Annotated in this window: 12 protein-coding genes and 2 pseudogenes; 5 read left to right on the top strand and 9 right to left on the bottom strand. The window is 63.1% G+C overall.

Features of this window, described 5'->3' with window-relative positions; translation table 11 throughout:
• Together JJL56_RS28225 and JJL56_RS28220 are read right to left on the bottom strand one after the other, a co-directional pair.
• Positions 1–241 (bottom strand): annotated as a pseudogene (locus JJL56_RS28225) (hypothetical protein); the annotation flags it as partial.
• Between the two features lie 491 nt (positions 242–732).
• Positions 733–1110: a hypothetical protein gene (locus JJL56_RS28220; RefSeq protein ID WP_200487130.1), complete on the bottom strand. Its 378-nt coding sequence runs from the start codon at positions 1108–1110 to the stop codon at positions 733–735.
• A 118-nt stretch (positions 1111–1228) separates the two neighbouring features.
• On the opposite strand from JJL56_RS28220, the gene JJL56_RS28215 reads away from it, so the two are divergent.
• From JJL56_RS28215 to JJL56_RS28200, 4 genes are all read left to right on the top strand, one after another.
• Positions 1229–1501, top strand: coding sequence for a hypothetical protein (locus JJL56_RS28215; protein ID WP_200487129.1), 273 nt, complete (start codon positions 1229–1231; stop codon positions 1499–1501).
• Between the two features lie 16 nt (positions 1502–1517).
• Entirely contained in the window at positions 1518–1838 is a 321-nt protein-coding gene (locus JJL56_RS28210) for a HigA family addiction module antitoxin (protein ID WP_247891299.1), read from the top strand.
• 58 nt (positions 1839–1896) lie between these two features.
• Positions 1897–2100: a hypothetical protein gene (locus JJL56_RS28205; RefSeq protein WP_200487128.1), complete on the top strand. Its 204-nt coding sequence runs from the start codon at positions 1897–1899 to the stop codon at positions 2098–2100.
• A gap of 121 nt (positions 2101–2221) precedes the next feature.
• A complete protein-coding gene (locus tag JJL56_RS28200) occupies positions 2222–3610 on the top strand; it encodes a Fic family protein (RefSeq protein WP_200487127.1) in 1389 nt (462 codons plus the stop codon).
• Positions 3611–3700: 90 nt separating this feature from the next.
• Here the strand turns inward: JJL56_RS28200 and JJL56_RS28195 are convergent, their stop codons facing one another.
• From JJL56_RS28195 to JJL56_RS28175, 5 genes are all read right to left on the bottom strand, one after another.
• Positions 3701–3946, bottom strand: coding sequence for a DUF4167 domain-containing protein (locus tag JJL56_RS28195; protein WP_200487126.1), 246 nt, complete (start codon positions 3944–3946; stop codon positions 3701–3703).
• Positions 3947–3975: 29 nt separating this feature from the next.
• Complete coding sequence (locus JJL56_RS28190; RefSeq protein WP_200487125.1) at positions 3976–4734, bottom strand: hypothetical protein; 759 nt, start codon at positions 4732–4734, stop codon at positions 3976–3978.
• 119 nt (positions 4735–4853) lie between these two features.
• Positions 4854–7025: a M10 family metallopeptidase gene (locus tag JJL56_RS33795; RefSeq protein ID WP_282188955.1), complete on the bottom strand. Its 2172-nt coding sequence runs from the start codon at positions 7023–7025 to the stop codon at positions 4854–4856.
• 162 nt (positions 7026–7187) lie between these two features.
• A complete protein-coding gene (locus JJL56_RS28180) occupies positions 7188–7907 on the bottom strand; it encodes a Crp/Fnr family transcriptional regulator (RefSeq protein WP_200487123.1) in 720 nt (239 codons plus the stop codon).
• A gap of 510 nt (positions 7908–8417) precedes the next feature.
• The gene (locus JJL56_RS28175) at positions 8418–9194 is read right to left on the bottom strand and encodes a hypothetical protein (RefSeq protein ID WP_200487122.1); all 777 of its coding nucleotides are present in this window, start codon (positions 9192–9194) and stop codon (positions 8418–8420) included.
• 434 nt (positions 9195–9628) lie between these two features.
• Here JJL56_RS28175 and JJL56_RS28170 point away from each other — a divergent pair, with 434 nt between their 5' ends.
• The gene (locus JJL56_RS28170; protein ID WP_200487121.1) at positions 9629–10648 is read left to right on the top strand and encodes an IS110 family RNA-guided transposase; all 1020 of its coding nucleotides are present in this window, start codon (positions 9629–9631) and stop codon (positions 10646–10648) included.
• A gap of 336 nt (positions 10649–10984) precedes the next feature.
• On the opposite strand, the pseudogene JJL56_RS28165 reads toward JJL56_RS28170, so the two are convergent.
• A pseudogene (locus JJL56_RS28165) lies at positions 10985–11638 on the bottom strand (IS3 family transposase); the annotation flags it as partial.
• 132 nt (positions 11639–11770) lie between these two features.
• Positions 11771–12217 (bottom strand): hypothetical protein, encoded by a 447-nt coding sequence (locus JJL56_RS28160; protein WP_200487120.1) that lies wholly within the window; start codon positions 12215–12217, stop codon positions 11771–11773.
• Positions 12218–12280 lie beyond the last annotated feature (63 nt).

Raw genomic sequence — 12280 nt, 5'->3', positions numbered from 1 at the left:
GGCTGCCGAAGCGCATGGGACGCCCCGCGGCGTTGATGGTCCAGGCCCAGACGCGCGGTTCGCCACCGGTGCTGAGGCCGGACTCGACGCGGCCGACCGCCAGCAGCAGCCCGGACGGAATGCCGACGAGGCGCTCCACCCGTTGGATCGCCTCTTCGCAGGAGCCGGACGGGGCGCGGGCGCGGGCTTCCGCTGCGGGCAGCGCCGTTGCGGCGAGAACGGCGGCGAGCAGCAGCGTCACGCGCGGGCGCGCCGCCCGCCGCTCACCGGCTCTGTTCTTCCTGTTCGGCCACCACCATGAGTTCATGCCTTGAGCATGCAGGCACGGCGGTGCGGGGTTCGAGCACCGGCGAACAGCTTTTATCGGCGGGAATTTTAAGCTGGTGGAGGGGCATCGGGCCTTACCGTCTGGGAGCGGTAGGGGCTGGAGGGCCGAGCACACGATTCAAATTCGGACGGAAGGAACCCTTGCGCTTTGTAATGGGGTATGTTACATCATTTCACATGAACATCGCACGCCGCTTTACAGAAGAAGGTCAGGATGCCTATGCCGGGCTCGGCTTCCGGCGCACCGTTTCCATGTGCTGGCGTCGGACCATGCGACCCTCCGGTCGAACCATGGCCACCCCTGACCGCGCCTGCGCTGCACCTCTTTCGGGGGCGGATCACGCCGACGCGGCACAGGCTCTTTTGGCGGCGATGCGGATCGGCGAGATTTCCGGATACGCCAACCTAGTCGTCCGGGTCTACGAGTGGGCGTTGGGCGATTTCCAGCTGTTCCGCCGCGCGTTTTATCTTCTGGCGAACGACCTGCCCGACCGTTTCCTGATTGAACTCGGCGTCGCTCCCAAGCACCTCGCCGGGTTCAGCCGTCGGGATCGTCAGGTCTTTTGGGATAGCTTTTCCCGCGAACTGACGGTGCAATGGGAAGCGCAGGCCGGTCTGGAGGAACGGACGACCTCCGAGCTCCTTCTCATCGAGGACCTCGAAGCGGGCATCTGGGCGCTGGTCGTTCCCCGGGTCCTTGCGAGGGTGGCGACGCGGGTTAAGGTTCTGAGCCGAGGCTGCGCTGCCGTCACGACCGGCTTGCCGCCGCTGACGCGTGAGCAAATTCTGTCGTTCAACTTACAAACCGGACATTCCCCGCCGGTCTCCACAGCGGACGAATGCGCCGCGGCCATGGTGTATGGCCGCCGGCGGACTGACCTTCTGTTGTGTGGAGACCGACATGGCCATCCTCAGTTTTGCCGATTCCCAGCTCGAAGAGCTGTACCGGACCGGCACGTCACGCGAACACAGCGCGGATCTGATCGAGCGCATCCTCATGGCGCTGGACCGTCTGGACGTTGTCGCACGTTTGCAAGAATTGCACTTTCCCCGCTCGTTGCGCCTCACCAAAGATGCGCGCGAGTCCAACCGCTTCCGCATCCACGTCAAGGATTCGGCATGGATCAGCTTCGTATGGCAGCACCCGCACTGTCTGGATGTGCGGCTCGAGTGAAACATAGGAGGAGCGCATGAGTGTCGACCGTCGCCCCCTGGAGCGGCGGCCGACACCGCCCGGCCGCTTCATCCAAAGCGATATTCTGGAAGAGTACGGCTTGACCCAGGATCAACTGGCACAGCGCCTGCGCGTATCACGCCTCACGGTGAACGAGCTGGTGAAGGGCAAGCGCGCGCTGACGGCGTCCATGGCGCTGCGGCTGGGGCGGCTGACCGGGCAATCGCCGGACTACTGGTTGGCTCTGCAGCGGGCCATCGATCTCTGGGACGCCCAGGAGGAAGTTGACAATCGGACCATAGAAGAAATCGAACCTTTGCAATCACATACAGAATAGTGGTTGTCCGGTCATCCCAGAGGCGTGCCAACCGGCGCGTGAAGGAGGTAGCTTAAGCATGGCCGATGCTCTTCCAGGCGACACGGTACGAATTTGCGAAGGCAACTTCTTCGTGGAGTTCTACGAGCTTGACGGTCGGCGGTCGATTACGTGGCGGAGCTTGTCCGGCGACCGCGAGGCTGCCCAGAGGTGGGTTGATGAGCGGACCACTCCGGCTAAGGAATGGCTTCTCCCTGGCGAAATCGTCGCCAGTCTCGGATGAGAAAGCAGAAGACCCCCGGACCATAACCAAAGCGACCCGCTTGCGCCGTGAGGCCAATGAGCCGATATTCGCATCACGACATGAGGCGAATTTTGCCTCATTCGCCTCATCGGGGAAGCGGATGTACATCTGGCAACGCGACGACTGGCCGAGCTTCCGATGGGACGCCGCCCGCCTGATCCAACCGCTGGCGGCCGCGGCGCGCCGGCATGGAGCCCTCTCCGGGCTCCTTTACCCCTTGGGAGAACAGGACCGGCTGCTGGTCCAGTCCGACGCGGTGACCGAGGACGCGATCCAGTCGTCGCGCATCGAAGGCGAGACGCTGGCCCGCGACAGCGTGCGCGCGTCCGCCCGCCGACGCCTCGGACTAGAAGCCGGTCCCGGAGGATCGAGCGACCGCCGGGCGGATGGGGCCGTCGCGATGCTGCTGGACGCCACCCGGGACCCGAGCCGTCCCCTGACGGACGAAACCCTCTTCGGCTGGCATGCCGCCCTGTTTCCGACCGGTTGGTCGGAGATGAGGCGGATACCGGTCGGGCAATGGCGCCCGGGGCCGGAGCCGATGCAGGTCGTGTCCGGACCGGCGCATAACCCCGTCGTGCATTACGAGGCGCCTCCGGCGGACGCCGTGCCGGCGGAGATGGCCCGCTTCCTGACCTGGTTCAACGACCCGGCCGAACGCGCGGCGCTCGACCCGGTGTTGCGGGCCGGCCTGGCGCAGCTGTGGTTCCTGACCATCCACCCCTTCGAGGACGGCAACGGCCGGATCGGGCGCGCCATCGCCGACCGGGCCCTTGCCCAGGACGAGGCGATGCCGCAGCGGCTTCTGAGCCTGTCGCAGGCCATCGCGGGGGACCGTGAGGGGTACTGGGACCGGCTGGAGGAGACCCAGAAGGGGAACGGCGATGTGACCGGCTGGTTGGCGTGGTTCGTCGACGCTTACGACCGCTCGGCCCGCGACGCCGAGGTGGCGATCGGCGGCGTGCTCCGCCGCACGAAGATACTGGACCAGGCGCGCCAGGCCGGCGTCACGCCGCGTCAGGAGGCTGTGCTCGTTCGCATGCTGGATCCGGAATGGAAAGGCTTTATGACGTCGCCGAAGTGGGCGAAGCTGACGGACTGCAGCGTGCCGACGGCGCAGCGGGACATTGCCGACCTCGTGGCCAAAGGGCTTCTGGCCGCCAATCCGGGCGGAAGCAAGAACAGCTCCTATCGCCTCGCCGGTCCCTTGGCCCCGGCCGACATCGCACCGGCGACGCTCCAGCCGTTTTTCGCCGAACCGACGGAGGAAGGCCGCCGGAAGGCGAAGGCGCTGGTTCGGGCGATGAGTCCCGATGAGATCCGGCTGCGCCTGACCGTGTCGGAAGCGCTCGCCGGCCAGTGGGAGGGCGACCCCTCGCGAGCCACGGCCCTCCCGGCCTTGCGGACGGGAATCGAGCTGCTGGTGGGAGAAGGGGCTGGACGGCAGGCGCCGCGGAGCTCGGCACGCTCCTCAGCGCTGGAGAGATAGATGTATCCACCTCATGCTCTGCAATAGGGTGGCGGAGGATCTTCTTTATGCGCCCAGCATGCCTACGACAGCCGACATTTGCGATACCGCTCAATCCTGCCCTCGTGAGACGCGAAACCAGTGTTCGGCATGCTGGCGACAAAGCTCCGCCTCCACAGCATCCCCACTCCGCTCAGCCTCTACGGCGCGAGTGAGCCACTGCGCATGTTTCTGCTGAGCCGATCCATTCACTCGGAATGCCGGTCGGGTAACCGATTGACCGGCCGTGCCATGAGGCCGTGCAGTTTTGAAATTCTGCTGAGAGCCGCGGTTGGCACGAGTGCTTGAGGGTGACATTCAGGTGGGAGCTTCCTTCTAGAGATATATTAATTGCGAGGGTAAAGATCTTCAATTCTCATCCATTCAAGGCGCGCATCAGCGCACCTAGCGCGAACTAGGTTGAATTGCATGACGACGCAATGCTGCACCAACGCTATTGGCCTTTTCATCTCAACGATCATGCCCTTATCAGTTACGTCGCCAGGCTTGAGGCGCTCTCGGAAAACTTTCACTTGCGCCTTTGCGTTTTCTTTAATTCTAATTGCCCTTTCAATTTCTTCGTTTCGCTGTTTCTGCTTTTCAAGCTCCGCGTTTTTTACCTCCAACGCGTAGACATAAATGCCTTCCGGAGTGTAAAACCCATACCGGTAGTACGGAAACCCATCAAAATGTGTCACGTCTCCACCAGTTACGACCATCACGGACATGCCGTTGTCAGGATGCTGGCAACCGCGCGCTGGTCGCGGAAGCTGTATTGCTTCGAAGATGCCCAGGGACCTAAGGTCCGTGGTCGGCTTACCGCCCTGTCCCGAACACCAAGCATCAAACTGTGAATCGATCACCGAAAGGCGTGGCCTTGACCATCGATCCAGTTTGATGTCGACAGCGATTGCTTCACCTTTTTTTGAGGCTTTCCGCTCACCTCCGATCTGTTCTGCAAGATCATTTAAAGACGTAGGCGTGCCCAGACCGATCTCGGTCCCAAGCAGGCCCGTGCGGAGACTTTGCGACGTTGGCTGACATCCTATCAACAGTAGGGATAGCCATATGGATAGATTGGCGCGACAGAAAAAATAGCTTTTCATTGGTATTCTCAATTAGCTCGCCTGTGAACTAGGTCAACCGCACGGCACGCTGCGCACCGACTGAAGTCGATGATCAACACCACTCCACGCAGATCTGGCCATACATGAATTGCGCTTGGTCACCTCAGGATGAACGCCATATAGGAGCTGTCGCCGACTTGGCCGGGCGTGGAAAAGATTGCGCCGGAACCTTTGCCGGTGAAGGTCATGGACTCGTCAATGGTGCCGTTGCCGTCGAGGTCGATGCGTGCGGTGGCGCCCTTGAAGCCGTCGGCTCCGGCCAGCTCTTCCCACTTCAGCGTGGACACGCCTGGGCGCCAGCCCCAGGCGGTCACCCACTCGCCCGGTTCCAGGTCGGTGATGGTTGACCAGGTCACGCCACCACCACGCGCATCCACAAAAAAGGTGTCGGTCCCCGCCCCGCCGGTGAGGAAGTTCGATCCCGTGCCGCCGTCCAGCACGTCGTCGCCGGCCCCGCCATCGATCGCGTCGTCTCCGGCAACCGAATTGATGAAATCGTTGAAGTCGCTTCCACGTATGGCTTCCGATGAGCTATCGCCGATGTGCATGTTCCGCAGGCCCGCAACCGGGCCGACATAGAGCTGCATTTCAAGCTCGCGACTGACCCCTCCCGACCAGACGGCCAAGCGTCGGCTGGGATCGATCACCGGTACGGGCACTTGTGCGGGCGGAGCCTGCGGGGACGGTGCAGCTGGGGGCGGAGTTTGGGGAGCTGGCGCCTCTGAACCAGGCGTCGGTGTTGGTGTCGGCGTGCCAGGTTGGCTCGGTACAGGGGTTGGCGCGAGTTGCGATACCGCATCCACGGCGTCGAGGGCTCGGTCCGTGAACGCCAGGGAGTCAATACGGCGCAGGCGGTCGACGAAACCTGCGCCCGTCACGACGAGATCCGCGCCGTCCTGGGCAATCGTCACCGCGGTCGAGGCAACGCCGAACACTGCGGTGTCGAAGCCATCGCCGCCATCGAGCAGATTGTTACCCGAGCCGCCGACTAAGGTGTCATCTCCGGCCAGTCCGAGCAGCGTGTCATTGCCGGCGCCTCCTTCGAGACGATTGGCGCCATCGGTCCACATCGTTGACCCATCCCCCGCCGTTAGCGTTCCAGGGTCGGTGCCGACGATGAGATCGTCGCCGCGGGAGCCGATTGCGTCCTCGATGGCGGCACCATAGGCAACGGCGAGGTGAGGGCTTATGGCGCCCGGCCGCAAATCGAGATGCACTCCGGACCAACCGGAAAACCACCCAGCGAGGGGAAGCGGATCGCCGGGACGCCGGAGAAGCGCCCCGCTCCCCGCTTCACCGGCGAGGGTGACCGACGTAAGAGAGGCGTCGACAATGTCGCGGCCTCCGGCGTCCCAGAGCGCAGCCAAAGGATACCGGCCGTCCACAGCGTAGACGTCGTCGCCTGTGCGCGTGCTGCGGTTGGCTCCATAATAGGCTTGCAGCACCGCGACATCCGCAAGCATCGGGCCGATGGGTTCGACCGTCTGCCCGGAGGCCAGCAGGTCGCGGCCCGGCGCCGTGTACGCCATCATGGTCCAGCCGCGGTGCCATTGCTCCCAAGCCGCACGCGGGTCTCCTGCCACCGGAGCGGGATCCCCGCTGTCAAAGGGATGCGTGAGACCGAGCGCATGACCGATTTCATGCACGATGGTGCCGTAAAACAGCCCGCCCCGGCTGAGATCGTCGGGAATTCCGAACCGGTCCACGTCGAACGCGACGAGCCCCGACCGCGGGCTGTTCATCAGCGGTGACGCTGCGTAGGCCGCCGTATAAGCGTTGGTATCGAGCGCCCGATCGTCGATGAAGCGCAAAGTCCCGATGGTGTCCGCCGCTTCCGCCACCTCCACGAAGGTGATGTTCGCGACATCAGCGAAGGAGGCAAGCGCGCTGCGGACGGCAGCCCGGTGCGCGGCGTCCAGCGCGGCCGGCTGGGCAGGATCGCCGTTGGGAAATGCTGGGCTTCCGGTGTCGTAAAAACTGTAGCTCAGGGTGACCGGGGCGGCTGTTTCCTGCGATCCCCATTTGCCGAATTTGTTCGGCGTTTCCCAAGGCGCTTGGCTTGGTTGAATGGCGGCAAGCGCCGGATCGGGCAGCGTTACCGGGACGGCAATGGCTCCGGCAACCAAGACGCCCGGATCGCGTCCCAACACGCCTCCGTCGACATCGGAGGTCGGTCGATTGAGATCGGTCAGGCCGAAGACCGCTGCGTGCGACGTGGGAACCCAAGTGGATATGCCGACCATGGGATAACCTGCAATTGTGAGCCACATTCCCAGCATCCGTATGGGTGGTTCACGTCGCTACCAGCAAAACCGCGACAAATTGACGCGGGCTTTGTCAGCAGAACCGAAGGCGTCCAGCAACGTCACGAGCCGCGGAACGACATCGGGATCAGGAAATGACTGTCGCAGCCAGGAAGCGCAGGCAGGTAATTAGGCCGCGGCCGATTCGACGAATTCCTTTATCGCGCCGTCCACAATCCCCTTCAGGTGGTCCATATCGCAAAGCGTAACGTAACCGGCACGGTATGTGATGATGCCACCACGCACGAACATTCGCATGGTCTTGTTGACGTACTCCCTTGAAAGACCGACACGCAACGCCAGAGCGCTTTGATTGACCGGCTCACGCAGCCGTAACCCATCGTCGGCTTTATGGCCATCTCGAGCGAGCGCCAACAGGGCATGGGCGACCCGTTGTGGCGCCGTCATGAAGTACATCCCCTCCATGTTCCTGGTCACGTAGCGGCACCGGGATGCCAACAGAGCTGCGAAGTGGATGCACAGTTTTGGGCAGCTTTCCAAATAGGTTAGAAAGGCGCCGCGAGGAACGAAGAACAGATCCGCAGCGGTATGGGCGGTTACCGCGGCGGTGCGTTCCTGGCCGTCCATGACAGCGATATCGCCAACGACGGCCCCCTGAGCCAACACGTTGAGCAGCAGCTGATTGCCTCGGTGATCAGTGGCGTACACTCCGACCTCGCCCTGAAGCACGACATACAGGCCGTCAGGCGGGTCGCCGACATTGAACAGAAGGTCACCACGGGATTTTTTGGTGGTCGAGCCGACCGACGCAAGGGCCATAAGTTCGGCATCGCCAAGCATCGAGAACAGCTCATTGTCGCGCAGGGTTGCGATCTGGCATTGGCTCAAGTGGGTCACCGAGGAACCTGTGGCATACGTTAAGATCAACTACATACGCATGCTAACGAATGATGGTTGAGCGAAGGTGAACGGCATTGCAGTTGGCGGTACGGATGGATGCCGAGGCTATCACTGGTGGTGAGATGGCGCCCAACGATTAACCGTCGCGCCGAATTGTCAGCGAAAGACGTTGTTTTTGAGCGTCTTTCGGCGGCGCGGCGGCATGGCACAGTCTGGCAGACTAGAGAACCTTCAACCCATCGGGAGATCTACCATGCTTCGCTTTTGGCCCTTGCTGCTCTGGTTCGCCGTGCCGGCTCTGGCTCCGGCAGTCCAGGCGCTGATTGACTGCGCCCTCCGGTAAACGCTAGGGACACTGGTGCGCCCGGTCCCGCCGGCGCGCACCAGCTCGTCCAGGCGCTATGCCGCCTTAAGCCCCGCCGTCGGCTGACGTGCGGGGCTGGCGGGTGAAGGCTCTTTAGCTTACCGGTCGGCGCGGGGTTCTAACCAGTCAAGTCCTCAAAGGGCCTCGGCAGCGGTGCGAAGAAGCGCGAAATCGAGAGCAACGCGCGCTCCAGGTGACAGGCTGCTAATCTCGATATTCCAGACCGAGCCACCCGCAGAATCACCAAGGTCGCTCCAGTCGTATGGTTCGGAGCCGGTTGCGGCGACGTAACTCCGATTGAAGCGCCGTCCTTCCGGTGCCGCCAGTGCGAAGCGGTAGCTTGCCACCGGCACGGAACCGCCGTTGCACAACGTAACTCGCACCATGTCGTCCTGGCCGCTACGCCAGAGCGTTGCCTCCGCAGTGAAGCCATTGAAATGCAGCACGGGGTGAAGCCGTATGCGTATGGCCTGTTCCGCGGGATCAGCCACGATACCGCGGAACACCGCGTCAAAGCGTTCGGCGTCGTCCGGCCAAAGGTCGCCGATGCGTCTCCGGACACCGTCTTCGGACGGCATGCAGTGTAGTCGCGCAACAACGGTGGTAACCTCGGCCATTGCATAGGCAGCGGCAACGTCGGCGGAATTGCGCAGTGCCATGAAGACCACTGGCTTGCCGCGCTGCTGCGCCTGATGAGCATATGAGGCCGGGCCGGGTTCAGGGTGCGCGGCGGTGGCGGTGTCCGGCAAACCGCCCAACAGATCCCATGCCGGGCGTTCGGAGGTGATGGCCGCCGCGACGGCGCCCATCGTTGCCAGCTTGCGCGCGGTATAGGTGGTCGAGCCAGGAATAAGGAAAAGCCCGTGGCTGCTGGCGGCGACAGTGGATGGTTGGACGGTGTTGCTGTTCACGGTCCCGGAGTCCTTTTTTGTTGTTCAGCGCCTCGATGGCGCTCGATTACGAGACAGCATCAACGGCACGGATTGTCACGGTGTGGCGGTGCGTTAATCGCCGCCTTCGATGCCACTGAAGCCTTGTTGCCGGGCTGGCGGCGGTAACGGCGTGACTCTTCTACATCCTTCTCTATGTAGCTGAGCGCAGCAGTGAGGTTGCGGTAAGAGGTCTCCGTGTCGAAGACACAGGTCATCGCCGAAACCCACGTCACGTTGGCATGGAACCGAGCCCCATAGCGGTTGTAGGTGTGATCGCTGCACGGCATCGCTACAACGTCAATGGCGTCGGGCTGGGTGAGGGCGACTGAGCTGATGTGGTGGACGGCCCTTCCACCTTCTTGAAACGGTGGCAAGCTGAGGTCGTCGAAGAAACCAGCTCAGAGGGGCCGTCCATGGGAGAGGTGGTGACGATCGGTCTGGACTTGGCGAAGAACGTTTTCCAAGTCCATGGGATTGCCGCGGATGGAAAGGTTCTGGCCTGTCGGCAACTGCGTCGAGGCGAGGTTCTGAAGTTCTTCCAGAGCGTGCCGCCGTGTCTGGTCGGATTGGAGGCCTGCGGCACAGCGCATTACTGGGCGCGGGAAATCGCGGCCCTGGGGCATAGGGTGAAGCTGATGCCGCCCGCCTATGTCAAACCCTATGTGAAGCGGGGCAAGACCGACGCCGCCGATGCCGAGGCCATCTGCGAAGCGGTCACCCGTCCGACCATGCGTTTCGTCGCCATCAAGACGGTGGACCAGCAGGCCGCGCTGATGCTGCACAAGACCCGCGATTTGCTGGTGCGGCAGCGAACGATGCTGATCAACGGGTTGCGCGGGCACTTGGCGGAATTCGGAATCATCGCGGCCAAAGGGCCAGAAGGCGTGAAGGCGGTGACCGCAGCCCTCCATGAAGCACAGGACCGTCTGCCCGAACTGGCACGCTTGGCGCTGCACGGCATCGTCGATCAACTTCGGCAGCTTGAGGCCGAAATCGACCGGCTGGAGAAGCGCATCCTCGCTTGGCATCGGGCCAGCGAGGTCAGCCGGCGCTTGGCGACCATTCCCGGCATTGGGCCGATCACCGCGAGCGCCATCGCGGCGGCCGTGCCGGACGGCACGCTGTTCCGTTCCGGTCGGCAGTTCGCCGCATGGCTCGGTCTGACACCGAAAGCCCACAGCAGCGGCGGCAAGGAACGCCACGTCGGCATCAGCAAGCAGGGCGACGGCTACCTTCGGCGCTTGCTCGTCGTCGGCGCCACGGCGGTCATGCGGCTGGCCCGCAAGGACAACGCCAGCCGCAGTTGGGCGACGAAGCTGCTGGAGCGCAAACCGGCAAAGCTGGCCGCCGTGGCTCTGGCCAACAAGACCGCGCGCATCGCGTGGGTGGTGATGACGCGGGGAGTGACCTACGCGGCGCCGAGCGCGGCGTAGACGGCATTCGCCCTGTCGGCGTCGGATGGCTCGGCGGGGCGGATGGGCAAGGGTGGTGAGACGTGATGACGAACCGGCAGGGCCGGGGATCGGCCAAACCCACGGGGACCAAGCGCCACCGAGCGCGATGAGCTGATTTGGGCGTCGATCCGCGGAATTCATCAAGGCCAGCAGCCAGTGGCTGCGACAACAGGCCGGACACATGGATGCATCCTTCTCGGCCAGTCAGTGCGGATTTCCCTCTTGCGCCGGAGGGGCCGTCCACACATGGTCCCCGTTTCCCGGACAGATTTGCGGCTGGGATAAGCTTGGTTCAGGTTCGTGTTATGCCGCCAATCATGCCGCCAATCTGATCCTGTTGGGTGTACCCTCGTAGGCCTCGTCCGGGGTTCTGCCGCCGAGCGCCGAGTGCGGGCGGTCGGCGTTGTAGTAGTCGATCCAGCGGCCGATCCCGGCTCGGGCCTCGCTGCCCGTTTCGAAGGCATGGAGGTAGACGCATTCGTACTTCATCGATCGCCACAGCCGTTCGATGAAGACGTTGTCCATCCACCGGCCACGGCCGTCCATCGACACCCGGATGCCGGCCGCGGTCAAGAGGCCGGTGAAGCGTGGGCTGGTGAATTGGCTGCCCTGATCGGTGTTGAAGATGTCCGGGCGGCCGTGCCGCGCCATCGCCTCCTCCACCGCCTCCAGGCAGAACTCGACGTCCATGGTGTTCGACAGCCGCCACGCCAGCACCCGGCGCGATGCCCAGTCCATCACGGCGACCAGGTACAGGAAGCCGCGGCGCATGGGAATGTAGGTGATATCGCTGCACCACACCTGGTCGGGGCGGTCGATGGACAGGTCGCGCAGCAGGTATGGCCAGATCTTGTGCTCCGGATGCGGCACGCTCGTCTTCGGGCGCTGGTAGACCGCCTGCAAACCCATCCGCGCCATCAGGCGGCGAACCCGCTTGCGGTTGATCTCATGGCCGTGCCGGCGCAGATGAGGCACAATGTCACCGACCCATTTGGGTCGGGGCGTTGTGGTGGTGCACCCGTGGAATCGGGTGGCTGCGAGCGAACGCTTCCCAACCGCCGCAGGGTGGTTCAGAAACGGACAGCTCTTGCCGAACAGTCATTACTCCCAATACTCGATCCCTTCGAGCAGTCGACGGTACAGCAGAATGCCGGAGACAACGCCGAAGCCGATCGTGACGCACCATTGACCGTACCAAGTGGCATACCAGGGCAGAAGGCCCTGCCAGAGGCCGTCGTGGTCAATTGTCGATTGGGGAATGCCGGCGGCTCTGTATCCCAAATCATCCAGCACAGGCCACCAAACCGTCCAGACGGCCGCAATCAGTGCGCAAAACCAAGCCTCAGCAACGGGTAATGGGGACCAACGCCCTATGGCAAGGCTGAATGTCAGCCAGACAGAAGCGAGGGCCAACATTGTTCCATGGCGAACCTGGGTAAACAGATCGAAACCTGGAGCGGTATGTCCCGTCACGCTTCCGATGACGGCGGAGCCGACTAGGCACACCAGAAAGATAGCCAGCAAACAGCTCTGCAACGCAACCCGCATCGCGCTATTCTCCCGTTTTGGCGAGAAAAGACTACTTCAGCGCGTAGGGTTTGGAAAGCGCTC

The sequence above is a fragment of the Azospirillum aestuarii genome (assembly GCF_016632405.1).
Taxonomy (GTDB): domain Bacteria; phylum Pseudomonadota; class Alphaproteobacteria; order Azospirillales; family Azospirillaceae; genus Azospirillum; species Azospirillum aestuarii.
This window is presented reverse-complemented; position numbering and strand designations above follow the sequence as displayed.

Coding starts and splice junctions, on each gene's coding strand:
- JJL56_RS28170 (WP_200487121.1), top strand. CDS start 9,629: ATGGGAGAGGTGGTGACGATCGGTCTGGACTTGGCGAAGAACGTTTTC.
- JJL56_RS28215 (WP_200487129.1), top strand. CDS start 1,229: ATGGCCATCCTCAGTTTTGCCGATTCCCAGCTCGAAGAGCTGTACCGG.
- JJL56_RS28160 (WP_200487120.1), bottom strand. CDS start 12,217: ATGCGGGTTGCGTTGCAGAGCTGTTTGCTGGCTATCTTTCTGGTGTGC.
- JJL56_RS28190 (WP_200487125.1), bottom strand. CDS start 4,734: ATGAAAAGCTATTTTTTCTGTCGCGCCAATCTATCCATATGGCTATCC.
- JJL56_RS28200 (WP_200487127.1), top strand. CDS start 2,222: ATGTACATCTGGCAACGCGACGACTGGCCGAGCTTCCGATGGGACGCC.
- JJL56_RS28205 (WP_200487128.1), top strand. CDS start 1,897: ATGGCCGATGCTCTTCCAGGCGACACGGTACGAATTTGCGAAGGCAAC.
- JJL56_RS28195 (WP_200487126.1), bottom strand. CDS start 3,946: ATGTCACCCTCAAGCACTCGTGCCAACCGCGGCTCTCAGCAGAATTTC.
- JJL56_RS28210 (WP_247891299.1), top strand. CDS start 1,518: ATGAGTGTCGACCGTCGCCCCCTGGAGCGGCGGCCGACACCGCCCGGC.
- JJL56_RS33795 (WP_282188955.1), bottom strand. CDS start 7,025: ATGTGGCTCACAATTGCAGGTTATCCCATGGTCGGCATATCCACTTGG.